Here is an 18,844-nt window from a genome sequence, read left to right as displayed (position 1 = left end):
AGCTGATGCGCACCCCCACCGTCGTCCCCGCCGGAGTCACGCCGGTCGCGGCGATGCCCGAGCGGGTCACGATCTACGAGGTCGGCCCCCGCGACGGCCTGCAGAACGAGAAGGCGCTGGTCCCGACCGAGGTCAAGGCCGAGTTCGTGCGCCGCCTGCTCGCCGCCGGCCTGCCGGTCGTCGAGGCCACCAGCTTCGTGCACCCGACGTGGGTCCCGCAGCTGGCCGACGCCGCCGAGCTGATGACGATGCTGGGCGACGCCGGTCGGGACTGCCCCGTGCTGGTGCCCAACGACCGCGGCCTCGACCGTGCGCTCGAGCTGGGCGTGCGGCACATCGCGATCTTCGGCTCGGCCACCGAGACGTTCGCGCAGAAGAACCTCAACCGCAGCCTCGACGAGCAGTTCGCGATGTTCGAGCCGACCGTGGTCCGCGCGCGCGAGCACGGCCTGGACGTCCGTGCCTACGTCAGCATGTGCTTCGGCGACCCGTGGGAGGGATCGGTCCCGGTCGAGCAGGTGGTGAGCGTCGGGAAGCGGCTCTTCGACCTCGGCGCCAGCCAGCTCAGCCTCGGCGACACCATCGGCGTCGGCACCGCCGGCCACGTGACCGCGCTGGTCCACGCCTTCGTGGCCGCCGGCATGGGCACCGACCAGCTCGCGATGCACTTCCACGACACCTACGGCCAGGCGCTCGCGAACGCCTACGCCGCGCTGCAGGCCGGCATCACGACGTACGACGCCAGCGCGGGCGGGCTCGGCGGCTGCCCGTACGCCAAGAGCGCGACCGGCAACCTGGCCACCGAGGACCTCGTGTGGATGCTGACGGGGCTGGGTATCGAGACCGGTGTCGACCTCGAGGAGGTCGCCGCAGCCAGCGTCTGGATGGCCGGCCACCTGGGCCGACCCAGCCCGTCCGCCGTCGTCCGTGCCCTCGCCCCGGCCGCGACAGCGGGTGCGGCAGAATCGGGCGCATGAGCCGGGTCGTCTACCTCCACGTCGGCGCGCCCAAGACCGGCACCACCTACCTGCAGGACCGGCTCGGCCAGAACACCCGCACGCTCGCCGAGCACGGCGTGCACGTGCCGACCGGCTCGCCGCTGGTCAGCCCCGCCCTGTTCCAGTTCCGCGCGGCGCTCGACCTGCTGGGCCAGGACTGGGGCGGCCGGCCCGGGCACGCCTCGGGCGCCTGGCGCGCCCTGGCGAAGAAGGTGCGCCGCAGCTCAGGCACCGTGATCGTCAGCCACGAGATCCTGGCGCCGGCCCCACCCGAGAAGGTCGCGCGCGCGATGCGCGACCTGCGCGGCAGCGAGGTGCACGTCGTCTACTCCGCCCGCGACCTGGCCCGTCAGGTGCCGGCGGCGTGGCAGGAGAGCATCAAGCAGGGCCGCAAGTGGTCCTACAAGAGCTTCCTCAACCGCTGCGAGCGCGGCGACTCCTGGTTCTACCGCGCCTTCGACCTGCCCAACGTGCTCGGCACGTGGGGCGCCGGGCTGCCGCCGGAGCGGATCCACGTGCTGACCGTGCCGCGGCCGGGCGCCGGCGGCGACAGCCTGTGGGACCGCTTCTGCCGGGCCACCGGGATCGATCCCGCGTGGGCCCCCGCCGACAGCGACCAGGCCAACCGCTCCCTCGGGATCGCCGAGACCCAGGTGCTCCGGCAGCTCAACCGCCGCATCAAGCGGGCGACCCGCCGCGAGGCGCAGTACGACGAGCTGATCCGGCAGATGCTCGCCCAGGACCAGCTGGTCCGTCGCTCCTCGGCGCCGGTGCGGCTGCCTCCCGACCGGTTCCCCTGGGCGGAGGCCGAGGCGGAGCGCTGGATCGAGTGGCTGCAGGGCAGCGGCGTCGACGTCGTCGGCGACGTCGAGGATCTGCGCCCGCTCCGGCCCGCCGAGGAGCAGAGGTGGCGCAATCCCGACAAGATCGGGGCCAAGAAGCAGCTGCGCGCCTCGCTCGACGCGCTCGCCGCCATGACCCAGGAGGCCGCCAGCCGGCCGGACCCCGAGCGCCAGCTGGTCCGCCGGGTCCGCACCCGCGCCGCCGAGCGGTTGCGCAGGTCGTGAACGACCAGGACACCCCCGGCGTACGCCGTGCCTGGGGGTGGGTGGGCCACCTGCGCGACGGGGGGACCACCCCGTGGGGCGGGTGGACCGGGGCCGGCCCTGCCGGCGGAGAGGTGCTGCCGGGAGCCCAGCAGCTCGAGCTGCTGCGCCGGCTCAACAGCGCCGGTCGGCCCTCGACGACGCTCGTGGGCCGGGTCCTGACCGCCTCCGCACCGGGCCGGGGCCGTCCCGACCTCGAGCTGGAGGGCGCCGTCGACCGGCGCCGCTTCGGCCCCCCGCCCGTGGATCCGGGCGAGCTGCCCGACGACGAGCTGCTCAGGGTGGCGTCGAGCCTGCTGGCCGAGGACGTGGTCGCCGCCGGCCCAGCGGCGCACGCCGACGTGCCGCAGCCCGGCTGGGTGCGGCCCTGGCGCACGCGCTACCGGCTCGCCGGCGACCCGGCGCTCACCGAGCCCCTGCGCGCCCAGCTGGTCGCGCGGGGTCGACCGCCCGGCGGTCGCCGCGCCACGCTGCTGGTGCTCGGCACCGACATGGGCCGGCTCCTGTCCGACGTGTGGGAGCACCGCTGCTTCGACGTCGGTGGCGCCTCGTGGTCGCGCTGGCTGGACACGCTGGCCCGTCACGACCGCCTCCCGCCCCGGGCCGACCTGCTGACGATCGCCCGGGACTGGACGGCGCGGTCCGGCGGCGGCCGGGTGGAGGTCGTCCTCGACCCGTCGGCGCTGCCACGGCTGGTCGGGGTGCGCCGGCTCACGCTGGACGCGGCCCCCGTGTCCGCGGACTCGGCCGACCTGGCCCGCAGGGTGGCCGCGGTGCTCGGCCTGCTCGTCGTGCCCCGCCGTCGCGAGGAGCTGCTCCGCGAGGTCCTGCGGCCCAGGCTGGTCGCGCTCGGGGGCCCGCCGGCCGCCGTCCCCGAGCGGCACCACGCCTGGATGCACGCACACGCCTGCCGGGTGCGGGACGGGCTGCTGCGTGCTGGCTACCCTGTGCACGGTGATCCGGACGGGCTGCTGCCCCGGGCCAGGACCGGCGTCGAGCCGTCGGACGCGGGCGTGCTGGCACTGGCGCTCCGGCTGCTGCTCGACGAGCAGGCCTTCGGGCGGAGCGGGCACGGGGCCGTCGAGAACGAGGGGAGGACGAGGTGACCAAGCGGGTCCTCCTGCACGTCGGCACCCCCAAGACCGGCACGTCGTACCTCCAGGACGTGCTGTTCCGGAACCGGCGGCTGCTGCGCGCCCACGGCATCCACTACCCCGCCCACCGGTTCGACGCGCACTTCCTGGCCGCGCTCGACCTGATGCGGCTGCCGTGGGGAGGCCTGGAGGCCGAGGCGGTCGGTGCGTGGGACGACCTCGCCACCCGGGTCCGGCGCGCGCACGGCACCTCGATCATCAGCCACGAGATCCTCGCGACGGCGTCGCGCTCGCAGGTCGGGCGGGCGCTGGACTCGCTCGGCCACCGGGACGGCACCGAGATCCACATCGTGCTGTCCGTGCGCGACCTGGTCCGCCAGATCCCCGCGGAGTGGCAGGAGAACGTCAAGCACCGCAGCGCGATCAGCTACGCCCGGTTCATCGAGCAGATCCGCGACCCGCGTCGGGAGAGCCGGATCGCCACCTGGTTCTGGGGCGTCCAGGAGGTGCCCGAGATCCTCGACCGGTGGGGCCACGACCTGCCGCCCGAGCGGATCCACCTGGTGACGGTCCCGCCGCCGGGCGGGCCGCCCACGCTGCTGTGGCAGCGGTTCAGCCGGGCGTTCGGCCTCGACGGCCTCGACCTCGACCTCGAGGCGGAGCGGGCCAACCCCTCGCTGGGGGTGCCCGAGACGGCGCTGCTGCGCCGCATCAACCTCGCGGTCAACCGCGACCTCGACCCGCCGGACTACCGGCCGCTGGTGCGCGAGCTGCTGGCCCACCAGACCCTGTCGCGACGCGTCGGCTCGCCCCGGCTGGCGCTGCCGCCGACCGTGCACCCGTGGGCGCAGGAGCTCGGTCAGGCCTGGGCGGAGGAGATCGACAAGCGTGGGTACGACGTGGTCGGCGACCTCGCCGACCTGACCGGCCCGCCGGCGACGCAGCGCTGGTCCGACCCGGACAACCCGCGGGAGAAGCAGGTCGCGGGGGCGGCGCTCGACGCGATCTCGGCGCTGCTGCTCGACAACGCCCGCCTGCGGCACGTCGAGGAGCGCCTGACCGGCGAGCTCGACCAGGCCCACCGGGCGCTGGAGCGGGCCTACCTCCGCCCGACCTACCGCTTCCGGGAGAAGATCGTGCGCCGGCTGCGGACCACCACGGCCGGGCGCGCCCTGCTCCGGGCCTACCGGGTGGCGCGGGGCAGGAGCTCCCGGTCGGCGTAGCGGCCGATCCGCCAGGTCGAGATGCCGTCCGCGCCGGCGCCCACCAGGCCGCCGACCACCGGCACCCGCCGGCCCACGGTGGTGGCGAGCCGCTTGCCCGCGACCCGGGCGATCATGTCCGAGGCGACCTCCGCGGAGATGAGCCGGTCCAGGTCGGGGTCGTGCAGCGGCGCGGTCGCCAGCGCCATCGGCGGCGCGGGGAGGCGCCGCTTCTTCACCAGGTCGTCGATCTGGTCCTCGCCGAGCAGGCAGGCGAGCACGGCGTTGCGCACCCGCGGGTCGGTGAGCTCGTAGCCCCGCAGGTGGGCGATGCCGGCGATCATCCGGGACTGGATCAGCGCCAGGCCGGTGATGTTGGCCGGGATCAGCACCGCCGCGGTGACCAGGCCGCCGAGGTTGGTCGCGAAGCCCTGGGCGCCGGCGTAGCGGACGTGGTTCTCGATCACCTCGTGCACGGCGCGACGGACGTCGCCGCGCTGCTCGGCGAGCTGCTTCTCGGCGGCGTGAGCGGCGGGCGGCAGCGGGCCCACTCCGTGGATCGCGCGGTGCAGCGCCTCCCGGACGAACGCCGTGGTGACGCCGGGGAGGGCGTCGGGGATCTTCGGGGCCAGCCGCTTCCCGATGCTGCCTGTCGCGCTCATGCCTCGATCCTAGGGGCGGGGTGATGGCCACTACGGTGGGCGCCGTGCCGATCGAACCGCCGCCGTCGGTCTGGGCCTTCGGGGACCCGACCGACTACGACCCCACCGACGACCTGGTCGCGATCGGGGCCGACCTGGAGCCGGGCACGCTGCTCGCGGCCTACCGGCGGGGGCTCTTCCCGATGCCCTCGGGCACGCGCGGCGACCCGACGTACTGGTTCAGCCCGGTGCGCCGCGGGGTGCTCCCGCTGGACGGTCTGGTGGTCTCGCGCTCGCTGCGCCGGGCAGCCCGGGACTTCGAGATCCGCGTGGACACGGCGTTCGCCGAGGTCGTCGACGCCTGCGCCGACCCCCGGCGGGCGCAGGGCTGGATCGACGAGGACGTCAAGACGGCCTACCGGCGCCTGCACGAGCTCGGCTGGGCGCACTCGGTCGAGGCGTGGCAGGACGGGCGGCTGGCCGGCGGGCTGTACGGCGTGTCGATCGGGGGTCTCTTCGCGGGCGAGTCGATGTTCCACCGGGTCCGGGACGCCTCCAAGGTGGCCCTCGTGGGCCTGGTGGGGCTGCTGAAGGACGAGCACGCCGAGGACCGGCTGCTCGACGTGCAGTGGAGCACCCCCCACCTGGCCAGCCTGGGGGTCGTCGAGCTGAGCCGGGCCGCCTACCTGCGCCGGCTGGGGGTGGCGCTGGGGGTGCCGGAGCCGGCCGGTCTCACCGGCTGACCGGTGAGACCGGCACCTGTCAGGTGGCGCGCCACCCGACGAGTGCCAGTTCTCCCTGGCAGGTGTGATGCGTCACGTCCCTCGCCCAGGCAGGGGGGCTCCTCAGGAACGGGTCAGGTTCACGTGGCAGAGTCGACGACTTGCCGACATCGACTCCCAAGAGGGGACCGAACCTCATGAAGCACGCCCTGATCGCCGCCGCCCTGCTGTCGCTGGGGGGTGTCGCCGCCGGCTGCGGAGGCAACGACTCGGCCAGTGACGCCGACGCCTCCTCCGCGAGCTCGAGCAGCAGCCCGTCCGGCGCTCCCACCGACGCCTCGGCGACCGAGCTCTGCTCGGCGCTCACCTCGGGCTCCTCGATCAAGACCGGCGCCGACGTGGTCGCGTTCGCCAAGGGCCTGGAGCAGGCCGGCACGCCCTCGGACATCCCGGCCGACGCCCGCAAGGGCTTCGAGACCTACGTCTCCGTCCTCGAGGACATCGACCCGAAGCTGACGGCCAAGCAGCTGCAGACGATGAAGGACCCCGACCTGAGCAAGGCGCAGCAGCTCAGCGTCCAGTCGTTCCTGCAGTACGCCGGGCAGGCGTGCGCCGCGGGCGCCGCGAGCCCGTCGCAGGGCAGCGGGTCGCCGTCCGACGGGGCCAGCTGACCCCCGCCTCTCCTGGTGAGCCGCAGGGCCACCGCCCTCCCCGGGCGGTGGCCCTGCGGCACGTCTGCGACCGGGTCCCGCCCGGTGCGCATGAATCGGGCCGGACGGGGGAGGGTGTCCTCCGAGACGGACCGACAAAGGAGAACGCATGAAGCACGCACTGATCGCCGCCTGCCTGGTGCTGACCGCGGGCACCACCGCGGGTTGTGGTGGCGGGCCGCCGGAGGACGCCTCGAAGGCCGACTTCTGCGGCACCTTCGACGACATCGTCAAGGACCTCGGTGAGATGGGGCAGGACGCCAAGGACGCCGACATCGTGAAGGCGATCAAGTCCGCGGGGGACAAGCTCGAGGAGACCGGGACCCCCGAGGGGATCCCGGACGACGCCCGCAAGGGCTTCGAGCTCGAGATCGAGCAGATCGGCGACCTCGACGACGACGCGTCCCAGGACGACATCGAGAAGCTCGACTCCGACCTGAGCGACGACGAGCAGAAGCAGGTCGACGCGTTCGACGACTACGTCACCAAGACCTGCGGCAGCTCCGACTCCGACTCCGAGCAGTAGGACCGGGGTCCGACGGGCTGCGTGGGACAGGCGCGGGGCGGGTGGCCGGCAGGCCGCCCGCCCTCGGCGCGTCCGGGGTCAGACGACGTGCGGGTGCCCGCCGGTCTCGTTGACCATGGGGCGGCCGGCGTCGGCCCACTCGACCATGCCGCCCTCGAGGTTGACCGCGTCGATCCCCTGCTGCACGAGGTAGCCCACGGCCTGGGCGGAGCGGCCCCCGATCTTGCACACCACGAGCGTCTGCCCGACGGGCACCTCGGCCAGTCGCTGTGGCAGCTGCATGAGGGGGATGTGCACCGCGCCCTCGATGTGCCCGTGCTGCCACTCCACCGGCTCCCGCACGTCGAGCACCACCAGCCCGTCCGGGATCGGGTCGGGGACACCCTCGACGGTCACGGTCGGGATCTGGTGGTGCATGAGGCGTCTCCGGTCACTTGAGGAGCTTGGACATCCGGCGGTCGGCGAGGGGCTTGCCGCCGGTCTGGCAGGTGGGGCAGTACTGCAGGCTGGAGTCGGCGAACGAGACCTCGCGAACCGTGTCGCCGCAGACGGGGCAGGGCTGGCCGGTGCGCCCGTGCACGGCGAGGTGGGACTTCTTCTCGCCCTTCAGCTCGCTGGCCGCCAGTCCGCGGGACCGCTCGACCGCGTCGCCGAGCACGGTGCGTACGGCGTCGTACAACGTCTGCAGCTCGGTGTCGTCCAGGCTGTTCGCCGGCTTGAACGGCGACATGCGGGCGGCGTGCAGCAGCTCGTCGGAGTAGGCGTTGCCGATCCCCGCGATGGTGCCCTGGTGGCGCAGCACGCCCTTGATCTGCTTGCGGCCCTCGCGCTCGAGGATGGCGCGGAACACGTCGATGGTGAACTCGTCAGCGAGCGGGTCGGGGCCGAGGCTGGCCAGGCCGGGCACGTCGGTGGGCTCGCGCACGACGTACATCGCCAGGCTCTTGCGGGTGCCGGCCTCGGTGACGTCGAGCCCGGCGCCGTCGTCGAGCACGATGCGGACGGCGAGCGGGGACTTGTTGCTCGGCTTGGGCGGGATCGTGGGGACCTCGTCGCGCCAGCGGACCCAGCCGGCGCGGGCCAGGTGGAGCACCAGGTGCAGGCCGGAGGCCTGGATGTCGAGGTACTTGCCGTGCCGGGTGACGCCCTCCACGAGCGTGCCCTCGAGGGCGGAGAGCGGCGGGTCGAACGTCTTCAACGCGCTGAACGCGGCGACGTGGACCTTGACGATCGCACGGTCCCGCAGCCGGCTCCCCAGGTCCAGGGCCAGCGCTTCCACCTCGGGCAGCTCGGGCACGCGCGCCAGTGTAGGCCGGGCAGCGGGCAGCGGACCTCCCGATTCTCTGGTCCGGCTCCCCGGCACGGGGCATCATGGAGCCATGGCCACCGCGCGACCACTGCCGGAGACGGGGTCGATCTTCCTCGACGCCCGTGGCGGTGACCGTGCGCTCCGGGTCTCCTGGCACCACGAGTCGGGGCTGGTCGTGCTCTCGCTGTGGCGCGACAACGTGTGCTCGGGCTCCTTCCGGCTCGCCGTCGACGAGGTGCCCGATCTGATCGACCTGCTCCGCGCCGGTCTGGACTCGGCGTACGACGTCTCCCTGGGCCATCGCAGCCGCGGCCCCCACGACACCCGCGCGATCCCGCGCATCTCGCACCCGGCCTGACCTTCCTCCACGGATAGTCCGGCACGTTCCTGGGCGTGCGGCGGGACAGTCCGGCACGTTCTGGTCGCGTCGCCGGCCGCCGGTCACGCAGAGGTGCCGGACTATCGCCGGGTCTACGCCACGCGAGCGAAATCTACGGCTCACGCTAGAGACGCCGATACCTTTCTAGCCGTGGACCCGATCCGGAACCCCTACGCGCCCGGCGCCGGCCAGCGCCCGCCCGAGCTCGCCGGCCGCGACGAGCAGCTGCAGGCGTTCGACATCGTGCTGGAGCGGGTCGCCAAGGGGCGTCCCGAGCGCAGCCTGGTGCTGACCGGGCTGCGCGGCGTCGGCAAGACCGTGCTGCTCAACGCGCTGCGCTCCGCGGCCGTACGCCGCCGCTGGGGCACCGGCAAGCTCGAGGCCCGACCCGACCAGGGGCTGCGGCGGCCGCTGTCGAGCGCGCTGCACCAGGCGGTCCGCGAGCTCGGCCACCCGCAGGCCGACGACGTCGACCACGTCCTCGGGGTGATCAAGTCCTTCGCCCAGCGCGATGCCGGCCCGGCGGCCAAGCTGCGCGACCAGTGGAGCCCGGGGATCGACGTGCCCGCGGTGAAGGGCCGCGCCGACTCCGGTGACATCGAGATCGACCTCGTCGAGCTGTTCACCGAGCTCGGCGGCCTCGCCAGCGACGTCGGCAAGGGGATCGGCGTCTTCATCGACGAGATGCAGGACCTCGGACCTGACGACGTGTCGGCCCTGTGCGCGGCCTGCCACGAGATCAGCCAGTCCGGGCTGCCCGTGATCGTGGTCGGCGCCGGCCTGCCGCACCTGCCCGCCGTCCTCTCGGCCAGCAAGTCCTACTCCGAGCGCCTCTTCCGCTACCAGCGCATCGACCGGCTCGCCCGCGAGGCCGCGGACCGCGCCCTCAGCGCACCTGCCGAGGACGAGGACGCGGCGTACGCCGAGGACGCGCTGGCCGCGATGTACGCCGCGACCGGGGGCTACCCCTACTTCATCCAGGCCTACGGCAAGGTCGTCTGGGACCTCGCGCCCCGCTCGCCGATCACGGCCGAGGACGTCGCGGTGGCCGCGCCGGAGGCCGAGCGGGAGCTGGCGGTCGGGTTCTTCGGCAGCCGGTACGAACGGGCCACGCCGGGGGAGCGGGAGTACCTCCGGGCGATGGCCGACGCCGCCGTCGCGATCGCCGAGCGCGGCGATGAGGAGCTCGACGAGATCCAGAGCGTGCCGACGGCCGACGTCGCGACCGCGCTCGGCAAGAAACCGCAGTCGCTCTCCCCGGCGCGCGACGCGCTGCTGAAGAAGGGGCTGATCTACTCGGGGGAACGCGGGCGGATCGCCTTCACGGTGCCCCACTTCGGGCGCTACCTCCGCCAGCACGCTTGAGCCGCACCACCGGTCAGCGGGCCTCGAGCAGCGCCTCGCCGCCCTCCTCCCCGATCGCCACGAAGCCGAGGCGCTCGTAGAAGGCGCGGGCGCGCGGGTTGTCGTGCTGCACCGTGGCGCGCGCCGGCAGACCCGCCTGGTGCGCCTCGACGACGAGCTGCTCGATCAGGTGTGTGCCGATGCCCTGGCCCTGGTGGGCGGGAAGCAGCTGGATGCCGGCGATCTCGACGAAGTCCGGGGTCCTCACGACCCGCAGCCGGCCGGCCCGCTCGCCGTGGATCTCGACGACGTACGTCGTGCTGTGCCGCGGCTCGGCCGGGGCGTCGGCGGCGACCTGCTCGGCGGTCAGGGCCACCAGACCGGTGCGGAAGCCCGCTTCGTCGAATCCCCGGGGGTGCCGCCCCTGGGCCCGGGTCGCCACCAGCACCACGTCGGTGAGGAAGGCGATGTCGTGCGCGGTGGCGCGCCGCAGGTGCACCGACAGCATGGGCGTCACCGGCTGGATGGTCACAGCGTGAACGTAGGGCTCCCCGGCCCCGGCGCACAGGGACCGAAGACCCCTCTCCGCGATCCTGTCGCGGATCGTGCGACCGGACCCGACACAATGACGCCCATGAGGCCGCAGGTCGTCGCCCACCGGGGCGCCAGCCACGACAAGGCCGAGCACACCCTCGGGGCCTACCTCGCCGCCCTCGACGACGGCGCCGAGGCGCTCGAGTGCGACGTGCGGCTCACGGCCGACGGACACCTGGTCTGCGTGCACGACCGCAACCTGCGACGCACGGCCGCCACCCGCGCCATCGTCTCGACCATGGAGCTCGCCGACCTCGACGAGCTCGACTTCGCGTCGTGGAAGAACCCGTGGACCGACCTCGACGACGAGGCGCCGGAGCGCGACGAGGACCTGGACCGGGTGCTGACCCTGCGCAAGCTCCTCGAGACCGTGGCCGACTACGACCGCCCGGTCGAGGTGGCCATCGAGACCAAGCACCCCACCCGCTACGCCGGCCTGGTCGAGCGCCGCGTCGTCGACCTGTTGCGCGACTTCGGCTGGGACGTCCCCGGCGCCCCGGTCCGGGTGATGAGCTTCTCCTGGACCGCCCTCCAGCGCATCGAGCGGCTCGCGCCGGGCATCCAGCTGGTCCAGCTGCTCGAGCGGGCGCAGTACTGGCCGATGCTGCGCGGTGTCATCGGCGAGAACTGGATCGTCGGCCCGGGCATCAAGGAGCTCCAGGACCACCCCAAGCTCGGCCGCCGGATCGCCAAGGCAGGCCACCAGATGCACGTATGGACCGTCAACACGCCCGCCGAGCTGCAGCTGTGCCTCGACCTCGGGGTCACCGCGGTGATCAGCGACCGTCCGGCGTACATGCTCGAGCTGCTGGGCGAGCGCTGAGCCGGTTGCCGGGTCGCCGCCCGCGCCGTATAGGTTCGCGCCCATGGCCAAGCGTTCCCGCACCAAAGCCCGTGACACCCAGCCCGCCGACGGCGAGGTCGGCCCCCGCCAGCCCTGCCCGTGCGGCTCGGGCAAGCGCTACAAGGCCTGTCACGGCGCCGCGGGCGGTGCCCCGAGCGTGTTCGTCAGCCGTCCGTTCGAGGGCATGCCCTCGGAGTGCGACGTGGTCGCGCTGCGCGAGCTGGTCCCGGCCGCGACGGCGCCGCTGACGCTGAAGGAGCCCGACAGCGCGGGCCGCAGCGTCCAGCTCTGCTCGCTGCTGCCGATGGCCGCACCCGCGATGGTGCGGGAGAGCGGCCAGATCTGGCTGGGGCTGCAGGTCCAGCACAACTTCGGCGACCCGGCCCGCGACCTCGGCGCGGTGCTGCAGAAGGCCCTCGCGACCGAGGAGCCCGGCATCGTCGGCCTGACCGACCCGCCCGGCGAGGGTCCGCGCCTGCAGGACCTGATCAACGGGGACCGGCTCGACGTGACCGTCCACGACGGGTTCGAGTACTGGATCGCCGACGTGGAGGACCAGTCCGGCATGGCGGCGGCCCTCGAGCAGGCGAACGCGGCGGCCAGCCCCACCGCACGGCTGACCTCGGTCGAGGCGGCGTACTGGACCAACGTCGGCTCCAAGGAGCACCTGCGCTGGGTGATGCCCGAGCCCGAGGACCAGCTGCTCGACGCGCTCGCCCGGCTGCACGCGGCCGGCAAGGACGACATCGCCCCGGGGTCGCGCTTCGTGGGCATGTTCCGGGCCCACGGCCTGCTCGCCCCGGTCTGGGACCTCCCGGTCGGCACCGGTCCCGAGCCCCTCGAGGAGCCTGCCGAGCGGTTCGCGGCCGACCTCGCCGAGGCGCTCGCCGACACCTCCCCGCTCACCGGTGAGCAGCGGTCCGCCCGCTCGGGCCTGGCCAACCGTCAGGTCACCATCCGCTGACCTGGGGAGGCCTACACCGGATCGGTGTGCCGAACTTGGTGTAGATCACCCCGAATTTCTCGGGGCCAGCCATTGTGTGACAAACCCGAGTCCCGTAGATTTTCAACTGCCCGGTCGTTGTTGTGTCCCCCGTCGACAACGGCCGGGCTTTTCAATGCCCGGATCCGGGCGGCCCGAGGCCCTCGTCAGCCCTCGGAGCGGGCCCGGCGCAGCACGTGCGGCTGCAGCCGCGCGTAGCCCTTCACCGGCGTCCGCCGCATCCGGCGGAAGGTGTACGCCGCGTCCGCGGCCGGCTCCGGCGCGTCGTCCGGCGAGCGCCCCGACAGGGCCTCGTAGGCACCACGGTCGACCAGCACCGTCCCGGGACGGGCGACCGAGGTGAGCCGGGCGGCGATGTTGACGACCGGCCCGAAGACGTCGCCGAGGCGGCTGACCACGGGGCCGTGGGCCAGGCCGGCGCGGACCTGGGGGAACCGGTCCTGGTCGTCGGCGCCCCGCTCGGTCATCCTCAGCGCCACCTCGGCGGCAGCCGTCGCGTCGTCGGCCACGAAGAGCACCTCGTCGCCGATGGTCTTGATCATCCGGCCGCCGTGGTCGACCACCAGCCCGGTCGCCTCGTCCTCGAAGTGCTCGAGCCAGTCGACCAGCTCGCCCTCGGCGAGGTTCTTGCTCTGCGAGGTGTAGCCCACGATGTCGACGAAGCACACGCTCTGCGGCGTCGCGGCCGCCCCGGGGGACTCGACGGTGAGCAGCCGGCTGGTGGCGCTGGCGAGGTGCCGTCGCCAGATGTAGCTCTGCAGCTTCTCCACCCGCGGGAGCACCGAGGCGGCGAGCTCGGTCAGCCGCTGCTGCGGGTCGGGCCCCTCGACGGCGACGTCGGTCAGCAGGTCGGTCTGCCACTCGGCCAGCCGGGCGTAGCTGCGCCCCCACGTCCGCACCAGGGCGGCCTGCGAGTCGGGGCCGAGGATGCCCAGGTCCATCAGGTCGCGGGTGAGGACCAGGGCCTGCACGTCGGCCTCGGTGAAGGCCAGGGCGTCGTCGGTCTGGTGGGGGAAGCCCAGCAGCCGCCACAGCTGCTCGGCCACCTCGAGGGGTACGCCGGCCCGCTCGGCCACCTCGACCCGGGTCAGGCCGGGCTGCTCGCCCAGCAGGAAGGTCTCGACCACCTCGAGCGCCTCGGCGAGGTCGGGCAGCCCGACCGCGCCGGCGTCCGGCTCCGGGTGCTCGTCGGGTGCGTTCACTCAGTCCGGCTGAGGCGCTGGTCCGCCGCCGCGCGCAGGGCGTCGGCGAACGCCGGGATCTCCTCGCACAGGCCGCGGACCGCCTCGTCGGTGAAGTGGATCAGCTCGAGCGGGGTCAGCGCCACGATCGAGGCGGTCCGCAGCGAGTGGTTGACGATCGCGGCCTCGCCCATGATCTCGCCGGGACCGAGCTGGGCGATCTCGTCGCCGTGGCGGCGTACCGACACGGTGCCCTCGAGCAGGATGTAGGCCTTGTCGGCCGGGGTCCGCTCCCAGATGGGAGACCAGCCGGCGGGCACCTTCACCCGGGTGCCGGCCGCGCTGATGCGCGCGACCTCCTGCGGCGTGAACGAGTCGAAGAACGAGACTGACATGGCCGTGCCTTTCGCAGACGGTCCTCCCCGGCCGGATCCTCGCCGACCGGGGCCGGGGTGTCCAGCGCCCCGGGACGTACCCTTCGTCACGCCTCGGGAAGCGGCTCCCGCGAGATCGGGCAGCTCATGCAGCGCGGGCCGCCACGGCCGGAGCCCAGCTCCGACCCGGCGATCCGGACGACCTCGATGCCGGCCTCCTCGAGGCGGGCGTTGGTCTCGTCGTTGCGCTCGTAGGCCACGGCCACCCGCGGCGCGAGGGCCAGGGTGTTGTTGCCGTCGTCCCACTGCTCGCGCTCGGCGGTGACCGGGTCCAGACCGGTGTCGATCTGGTGCAGGGTGTCGATCTGCATCGCCTTGGCGGCCGCCACCAGGAACGGCTCGGCCTCGGCGATGCGCAGCACCAGGTCGCCCTCGGCGGCCGAGCCGTCGGCGGTGGTGACGGCGTAGGCCTGCAGGGAGTCGGCGACGTTGGGGTACATCACGATCTTGTCGACGTCGACCATGGTCGCGACCGTGTCGAGGTGCATGGTCGCCCGCTCCTGGGCGATCGGGACCGCCAGCACGGTGTGCGCGAGGTCGGCGTGGAAGACCTGGCGGGCGAACCGCTCGACGCCGGCGGGCGTGGTGCGCTCCCCGACCCCGACGGCGATCACCCCGGGCGCGAGCAGCAGCACGTCGCCACCCTCCACGTGCTCGTGGTGCCAGCCGTGGATCTTGCGGGTGCCACGGAAGCGCGGGTGCTCGGTGTAGATCAGCTCGGTCAGCTGGGTCTCCCGGGCGCGGGCAGGCATGGCCAGCGAGGTGACCGCGACCCGGTCGCGCACCCACACGCTGGAGTCGCGCGTGAACAGCAGGTTGGGCAGCGGGTCGATGAGGAAGTCGTCGCTGGCGAGCAGCGAGGTGACCAGCCCGAAGCCGCCGCGCACCTCGTCGTTGCGAATGCCGGCGGTGAGGTAGCCGGTGAGCTCCTCGGGGGAGGCGTCGCGCAGCGCGTGCGCGAGGTAGGTGCGCATGGTGTCGCCGAGGTGCAGCCCCGAGAGCGCGGTGGTGATCGCGTGGTTGCGGGCTGCCTCGCTCTCCAGCGTCTCGGCGATCAGGTCGGTCAGGTAGAGCACCTCGACACCGCGGTCCCGCAGCGCCTCGGCGAAGGCGTCGTGCTCGTCCTGGGCGCGGGCCACCCACGGGATGCCGTCGAAGAGCAGCTTGTCGTTGTTGCGCGGCGTCAACCGCTTCAGCTCCGGCCCGGGGCGGTGGAGCATGACGGTCTGGAGCCTGCCGACCTCGCTGTCGGCGCCGTGCTGGGTCATGCGCAGCACTCTAGTGGCGTGGGGGTGGGTTGCAGGACCCCGTGCTGCCTCTCAGGCGAGGAGCTCGTACGCCGTGAGGCCGGCGAGCACGAGGCAGACCGCCGAGCCGAGGTAGTGCAGCGTGTGCAGCGAGATGAACTTCAGCAGGGTCCGCCCGGCGATCGCGGCGAGGCCGCTGACCACGAGCAGGGCGCCCAGCGCACCGATGAAGACGCTGACCGGGTCCTCGTACTTCGCCACCAGCGAGATCGTCAGCAGCTGGGACAGGTCGCCCCACTCGGCGGCGAACAGGATCAGGAAGCAGGTCACGACGGCCTTCCAGCCGGTCGCGGCGGTCGCCTTGGCGGCGTACTCCTCCTCGTCCTCGCTGGCCTGGTGGTGGCTGCGGCCCTCCCGGAAGAGCAGCACCGCCCCGATGAGGAAGATCGCGCCCGCGACCGCGCGGACCAGGTCCTCGGGCAGGAAGGTCACCGCGTGGCCCAGCAGCACCGCGACCACGGTCTGCACCAGGAACGCCAGGCCGACGCCGATCCAGACGAGCAGCGGGCGGTACTTCGTGGCCAGCACGAGGGTGGCGACGAAGGTCTTGTCGGGCAGCTCCACCACGAAGATCGCGACGAAGGTGAGGGCGATGACCACGAGGTCCATCTGGGGATCAGGGCTCCTGTCGGAGGAAGGCGCGGCTCGCGGCCACGGCGTCGTTGAGCACGTCGAGCACCGGGCGCCCGAGGGCCGCGGCGGCGCGCGCCACGTCGTCGTACTCCGGTTGGGCGTTGACCAGCACGCCGTCGTGCCGGGCCAGCTTGACCGCCACGGTCTGGCCGTCGATGTCGACGGAGACCATCTCGCGGTCCAGGGCGTGCTTGCCGAGCGGCTGCTCGCGAAGGCCGATCGTGGACGTCTGCCGGAAGATCTCGGCGCGGACGGCCGCGGCCCGGTCGGCGGCGACCAGGACGCTGAGGGTGTGGGCCGGGCGCCCCTTCTTCATCAGGATCGGCGTCAGCCAGGCGTCCGAGGCGCCCGCCTCGAGCAGCGCGGCGATCACGGCCGGCCAGACCCGGGGGTCCAGGTCGTCGACGTTGGTCTCGACGAGCAGCGGCGGCGCCGCGGCGGGTGTGCTCGCGGCGGGTGCGCCGACCAGCAGCCGCAGCACGTTCGCGTGTCCCTCGGGGTCGCGCCCGCCCGCCCCGACGCCGATCGCTCCGGTCGTCATCGCGGGCTGCGGACCCCAGCCGGTCGCCAGCGTGGTCAGCAGCGCGGCGCCGGTGGGGGTGCACAGCTCGGTGGCGGGGGCACCGGGGGGACCGGCGTACGACGGCACGCCGCGCAGCAGCTCGGCCACCGCGGGCGGGGGCACGGGGAGGGTGCCGTGGGCGCCCCGGACGGTCCCCGAGCCGACGGCCACGGGGGAGACGACGACCTCGGCGGGCCCGAGGTGGGCGAAGCCTGCGCACACCCCCACCACGTCGGCGATCGCGTCGAGCGCACCCACCTCGTGGAAGTGCACCTCGTCCGGGTCGTGGCCGTGGACCGCGCCCTCGGCGGCGGCGAGGCGCTCGAACGTCCGGGTGGCGAGGTCGCGCACCTCGTCGTCGATCTCGGCGCCGGCCAGCAGCGTGCGGATGTCGCGCCAGGTCCGGTGGTGGACGGAGTCCGCGACCTCCACGTGGCAGCGGGTGGCGGCGAAGCCGTTGCGGGTGACCGGCTCCACGTGGAGGATGACCGGCTCGGGCGCGATCGCGTCGACCGCGGCCTGCAGCACTGCGACCGGGACGCCCGCGCCCACGAGCGCGCCCAGCAGCATGTCGCCGCTGGCACCCGAGGAGGCGTCGACCCAGATCGTCACGAGGCACCCGGCCGCGGGGCCGCGTTGCGCGCGACCCGGGCCGCGAACACCCCGGCGCCGTAGCCGTTGTCGATGTTGACGACCGTCACGCCCGGGGCGCACGAGTTGAGCATGCCCAGGAGGGCGGCGAGCCCGCCGAACGAGGCGCCGTACCCGACGGAGGTGGGGACCGCGACGAGCGGCACGCCGGTCAGCCCGCCGACGACGGACGGCAGCGCGCCCTCCATGCCGGCGACCACGACCAGGCAGTCGGCGGCGGCGAGCCGCTCCCGGACGCCGAGAACCCGGTGCAGCCCGGCGACCCCGACGTCCTCGATGCGGTCCACGCCGGCGCCGTGCACCCGGACCGTGAGGGCCGCCTCGGCCGCCACCGAGGCGTCGGAGGTGCCGGCGCTGACGACGGCCACCGTGCCGCGCGCCGCCGGCAGCGGGCCGAGGGTGACGGCCCGGGCGACCGGGTCGAGCGTCGCACCGGGCAGGGCGTCGGAGACGAGCGCGAGCGCCTCGTCGGAGAGCCGGGTCGCGAGCACGGCGCGGTCGGGGTGGCGCTCCTGCAGGGTGCGCAGGATCTCGACGACCTGGTGGGGCGTCTTGCCGGCGCCGTAGACGACCTCGGGGTCGCCGGTGCGGGCGGCGCGGTCGACGTCCACGCGCGCGAAGCCGAGGTCAGCGATGCGCGGGTCGGCCGCCGCGCGGTCGGGGTGGTCGGGCTGGTCCACGCAGAGGAACCTACCCGGCGCCGCGCCCGACGCCGGCTCCCGCCCGGGCCCAACGACCCTGTCCCCCGGCCGGGCCCCGGGTGTTGGCTCCCGGTGGGTCGGTCGTCCGGGCGCCGACACCCCCGGGGCGACGAGGAGGCCGTCATGGCGAGGTTCGAGTCCTACCCGCAGGGGACGCCCTGCTACGTGGAGCTGACGACGCCCGACCAGGCGGCGGCGCGGGCCTTCTACACCGGCCTGTTCGGCTGGGAGCTCGAGGAGGTCCCCGTCGACGACCAGGGTGCCCGCTACCTGACCGCGGCCCTGGAGGGGGACGCCGTCGCCGGCGTCGCCGGCCAGGGGCCGGACCAGGCCGGCCGGCCGGCGTCCTGGGCGGTCTACCTCGCGGTGGAGGACGTCGAGTCCGCCACGGCCCGGGTGGCGGCGGCCGGCGGCAAGGTCCTGGCGGGGCCGTTCGACGTGATGGGGCTCGGCCGGACGGCGGCCGTGGAGGACCCCACAGGCGCGCGCGTCCACCTGTGGCAGGCGCGCACCCACGTGGGCACGGTCCGCGCCAACGAGCCCGGCACCCCGGTGTGGCACGAGCTGATGACCCCCGATGTCGAGCGGGCCACCCGCTTCTACAGCGACGTCCTCGGAGTGGGCTGGGAGACGATGCCGGCGGACGGCAGCGACTACTCCTGCCTCGTCGTCGAGGGGCGGCAGGTGGCCGGCGCGATGGCGCCGCCACGGCCCGGGATCCCGCCGTGCTGGTCGGTCTACTTCGACGTGGAGAGCGTGGACGACGCGGTGGCCTGGGCCCAGCACCTCGGCGCGACCGTCCTGGCGCCCGCCTTCGACCTCCCCGGCGTGGGCCGGATGGCCGTGCTGGCCGACCCCCAGGGGGCGACGTTCAACCTGATGCAGTCCCAGACGGCGGCCTGA

22 protein-coding genes are annotated in these 18,844 nt (G+C 73.9%); 12 read left to right on the top strand and 10 right to left on the bottom strand.

Going from position 1 to position 18,844, the window contains the following annotated elements:
* Window positions 1-5 precede the first annotated feature (5 nt).
* Genes ACFO9I_RS14915 through ACFO9I_RS14900 form a run of 4 tightly spaced genes read left to right on the top strand, consistent with a single transcriptional unit; the run spans window position 6 to window position 4,421 of the window.
* Window positions 6-977 (top strand): hydroxymethylglutaryl-CoA lyase, encoded by a 972-nt coding sequence (locus ACFO9I_RS14915; protein WP_379182172.1) that lies wholly within the window; start codon window positions 6-8, stop codon window positions 975-977.
* Window positions 974-2,065: a hypothetical protein gene (locus ACFO9I_RS14910; protein ID WP_379182170.1), complete on the top strand. Its 1,092-nt coding sequence runs from the start codon at window positions 974-976 to the stop codon at window positions 2,063-2,065. Before ACFO9I_RS14915 ends, ACFO9I_RS14910 begins: the two co-directional genes overlap by 4 nt.
* Entirely contained in the window at window positions 2,062-3,210 is a 1,149-nt protein-coding gene (locus ACFO9I_RS14905; protein WP_379182168.1) for a hypothetical protein, read from the top strand. The genes ACFO9I_RS14910 and ACFO9I_RS14905 overlap by 4 nt, the downstream gene beginning before the upstream one ends.
* Window positions 3,207-4,421: a hypothetical protein gene (locus tag ACFO9I_RS14900; RefSeq protein ID WP_379182166.1), complete on the top strand. Its 1,215-nt coding sequence runs from the start codon at window positions 3,207-3,209 to the stop codon at window positions 4,419-4,421. Before ACFO9I_RS14905 ends, ACFO9I_RS14900 begins: the two co-directional genes overlap by 4 nt.
* On the opposite strand, the gene ACFO9I_RS14895 is transcribed toward ACFO9I_RS14900, so the two are convergent.
* A complete protein-coding gene (locus ACFO9I_RS14895; RefSeq protein WP_379182164.1) occupies window positions 4,382-5,062 on the bottom strand; it encodes an EcsC family protein in 681 nt (226 codons plus the stop codon). The two genes, ACFO9I_RS14900 and ACFO9I_RS14895, sit on opposite strands and share 40 nt — an antisense overlap.
* Before the next feature lie 44 nt (window positions 5,063-5,106).
* Here ACFO9I_RS14895 and aat point away from each other — a divergent pair, with 44 nt between their 5' ends.
* From aat to ACFO9I_RS14880, 3 genes are all read left to right on the top strand, one after another.
* Window positions 5,107-5,784, top strand: a complete 678-nt coding sequence (aat, locus tag ACFO9I_RS14890) for a leucyl/phenylalanyl-tRNA--protein transferase (protein WP_379182162.1) — start codon at window positions 5,107-5,109, stop codon at window positions 5,782-5,784.
* 176 nt (window positions 5,785-5,960) lie between these two features.
* Complete coding sequence (locus ACFO9I_RS14885) at window positions 5,961-6,434, top strand: hypothetical protein (protein WP_379182160.1); 474 nt, start codon at window positions 5,961-5,963, stop codon at window positions 6,432-6,434.
* 148 nt (window positions 6,435-6,582) lie between these two features.
* Window positions 6,583-6,999 (top strand): hypothetical protein, encoded by a 417-nt coding sequence (locus ACFO9I_RS14880; protein WP_379182158.1) that lies wholly within the window; start codon window positions 6,583-6,585, stop codon window positions 6,997-6,999.
* A 78-nt stretch (window positions 7,000-7,077) separates the two neighbouring features.
* Here the strand turns inward: ACFO9I_RS14880 and ACFO9I_RS14875 are convergent, their stop codons facing one another.
* Window positions 7,078-7,416, bottom strand: coding sequence for a rhodanese-like domain-containing protein (locus ACFO9I_RS14875; RefSeq protein ID WP_379182157.1), 339 nt, complete (start codon window positions 7,414-7,416; stop codon window positions 7,078-7,080).
* A 13-nt stretch (window positions 7,417-7,429) separates the two neighbouring features.
* Window positions 7,430-8,296, bottom strand: coding sequence for an Fpg/Nei family DNA glycosylase (locus ACFO9I_RS14870; protein ID WP_379182155.1), 867 nt, complete (start codon window positions 8,294-8,296; stop codon window positions 7,430-7,432).
* Between the two features lie 82 nt (window positions 8,297-8,378).
* On the opposite strand from ACFO9I_RS14870, the gene ACFO9I_RS14865 reads away from it, so the two are divergent.
* On the top strand, window positions 8,379-8,666 hold the full coding sequence (locus ACFO9I_RS14865; protein ID WP_379182153.1) for a hypothetical protein: 288 nt from the start codon (window positions 8,379-8,381) through the stop codon (window positions 8,664-8,666).
* 171 nt (window positions 8,667-8,837) lie between these two features.
* Window positions 8,838-10,052: an ATP-binding protein gene (locus ACFO9I_RS14860; protein ID WP_379182151.1), complete on the top strand. Its 1,215-nt coding sequence runs from the start codon at window positions 8,838-8,840 to the stop codon at window positions 10,050-10,052.
* Window positions 10,053-10,065: 13 nt separating this feature from the next.
* Here ACFO9I_RS14860 and ACFO9I_RS14855 read toward each other — a convergent pair whose 3' ends face one another.
* Complete coding sequence (locus ACFO9I_RS14855) at window positions 10,066-10,563, bottom strand: GNAT family N-acetyltransferase (protein WP_379182149.1); 498 nt, start codon at window positions 10,561-10,563, stop codon at window positions 10,066-10,068.
* A 102-nt stretch (window positions 10,564-10,665) separates the two neighbouring features.
* Between ACFO9I_RS14855 and ACFO9I_RS14850 the strand changes: the two genes are divergently transcribed.
* Both ACFO9I_RS14850 and ACFO9I_RS14845 read left to right on the top strand, forming a co-directional pair.
* On the top strand, window positions 10,666-11,448 hold the full coding sequence (locus ACFO9I_RS14850; protein WP_379182147.1) for a glycerophosphodiester phosphodiesterase: 783 nt from the start codon (window positions 10,666-10,668) through the stop codon (window positions 11,446-11,448).
* Window positions 11,449-11,491: 43 nt separating this feature from the next.
* Window positions 11,492-12,433, top strand: a complete 942-nt coding sequence (locus tag ACFO9I_RS14845) for a DUF5926 family protein (protein ID WP_379182145.1) — start codon at window positions 11,492-11,494, stop codon at window positions 12,431-12,433.
* Between the two features lie 185 nt (window positions 12,434-12,618).
* On the opposite strand, the gene ACFO9I_RS14840 is transcribed toward ACFO9I_RS14845, so the two are convergent.
* The 6 genes from ACFO9I_RS14840 to larB all read right to left on the bottom strand — a co-directional run bounded on the left by ACFO9I_RS14840 (window position 12,619) and on the right by larB (window position 17,920).
* Window positions 12,619-13,674 (bottom strand): adenylate/guanylate cyclase domain-containing protein, encoded by a 1,056-nt coding sequence (locus ACFO9I_RS14840; protein WP_379182144.1) that lies wholly within the window; start codon window positions 13,672-13,674, stop codon window positions 12,619-12,621.
* The gene (locus ACFO9I_RS14835; protein WP_379182142.1) at window positions 13,671-14,048 is read right to left on the bottom strand and encodes a Crp/Fnr family transcriptional regulator; all 378 of its coding nucleotides are present in this window, start codon (window positions 14,046-14,048) and stop codon (window positions 13,671-13,673) included. Before ACFO9I_RS14835 ends, ACFO9I_RS14840 begins: the two co-directional genes overlap by 4 nt.
* A gap of 86 nt (window positions 14,049-14,134) precedes the next feature.
* The gene (locus ACFO9I_RS14830) at window positions 14,135-15,355 is read right to left on the bottom strand and encodes an arginine deiminase (protein WP_379182140.1); all 1,221 of its coding nucleotides are present in this window, start codon (window positions 15,353-15,355) and stop codon (window positions 14,135-14,137) included.
* 51 nt (window positions 15,356-15,406) lie between these two features.
* The gene (locus ACFO9I_RS14825) at window positions 15,407-16,003 is read right to left on the bottom strand and encodes a TMEM165/GDT1 family protein (RefSeq protein ID WP_379182138.1); all 597 of its coding nucleotides are present in this window, start codon (window positions 16,001-16,003) and stop codon (window positions 15,407-15,409) included.
* Window positions 16,004-16,010: 7 nt separating this feature from the next.
* Window positions 16,011-17,201, bottom strand: coding sequence for a nickel pincer cofactor biosynthesis protein LarC (larC, locus tag ACFO9I_RS14820; RefSeq protein ID WP_379182136.1), 1,191 nt, complete (start codon window positions 17,199-17,201; stop codon window positions 16,011-16,013).
* Window positions 17,198-17,920, bottom strand: coding sequence for a nickel pincer cofactor biosynthesis protein LarB (gene larB, locus ACFO9I_RS14815; RefSeq protein WP_379182134.1), 723 nt, complete (start codon window positions 17,918-17,920; stop codon window positions 17,198-17,200). The genes larC and larB overlap by 4 nt, the downstream gene beginning before the upstream one ends.
* 144 nt (window positions 17,921-18,064) lie before the next feature.
* On the opposite strand from larB, the gene ACFO9I_RS14810 reads away from it, so the two are divergent.
* The gene (locus ACFO9I_RS14810; RefSeq protein ID WP_379182133.1) at window positions 18,065-18,844 is read left to right on the top strand and encodes a VOC family protein; all 780 of its coding nucleotides are present in this window, start codon (window positions 18,065-18,067) and stop codon (window positions 18,842-18,844) included.

The sequence above is a fragment of the Nocardioides sp. GCM10023255 genome (genome assembly GCF_042653125.1).
Lineage (GTDB): Bacteria > Actinomycetota > Actinomycetes > Propionibacteriales > Nocardioidaceae > Nocardioides.
This window is presented reverse-complemented; position numbering and strand designations above follow the sequence as displayed.

Coding starts and splice junctions, on each gene's coding strand:
- ACFO9I_RS14895 (WP_379182164.1), bottom strand. CDS start 5,062: ATGAGCGCGACAGGCAGCATCGGGAAGCGGCTGGCCCCGAAGATCCCC.
- ACFO9I_RS14810 (WP_379182133.1), top strand. CDS start 18,065: ATGGCGAGGTTCGAGTCCTACCCGCAGGGGACGCCCTGCTACGTGGAG.
- ACFO9I_RS14915 (WP_379182172.1), top strand. CDS start 6: ATGCGCACCCCCACCGTCGTCCCCGCCGGAGTCACGCCGGTCGCGGCG.
- ACFO9I_RS14850 (WP_379182147.1), top strand. CDS start 10,666: ATGAGGCCGCAGGTCGTCGCCCACCGGGGCGCCAGCCACGACAAGGCC.
- ACFO9I_RS14885 (WP_379182160.1), top strand. CDS start 5,961: ATGAAGCACGCCCTGATCGCCGCCGCCCTGCTGTCGCTGGGGGGTGTC.
- ACFO9I_RS14910 (WP_379182170.1), top strand. CDS start 974: ATGAGCCGGGTCGTCTACCTCCACGTCGGCGCGCCCAAGACCGGCACC.
- ACFO9I_RS14865 (WP_379182153.1), top strand. CDS start 8,379: ATGGCCACCGCGCGACCACTGCCGGAGACGGGGTCGATCTTCCTCGAC.
- ACFO9I_RS14825 (WP_379182138.1), bottom strand. CDS start 16,003: ATGGACCTCGTGGTCATCGCCCTCACCTTCGTCGCGATCTTCGTGGTG.
- ACFO9I_RS14875 (WP_379182157.1), bottom strand. CDS start 7,416: ATGCACCACCAGATCCCGACCGTGACCGTCGAGGGTGTCCCCGACCCG.
- ACFO9I_RS14835 (WP_379182142.1), bottom strand. CDS start 14,048: ATGTCAGTCTCGTTCTTCGACTCGTTCACGCCGCAGGAGGTCGCGCGC.
- ACFO9I_RS14830 (WP_379182140.1), bottom strand. CDS start 15,355: ATGACCCAGCACGGCGCCGACAGCGAGGTCGGCAGGCTCCAGACCGTC.
- ACFO9I_RS14880 (WP_379182158.1), top strand. CDS start 6,583: ATGAAGCACGCACTGATCGCCGCCTGCCTGGTGCTGACCGCGGGCACC.
- ACFO9I_RS14845 (WP_379182145.1), top strand. CDS start 11,492: ATGGCCAAGCGTTCCCGCACCAAAGCCCGTGACACCCAGCCCGCCGAC.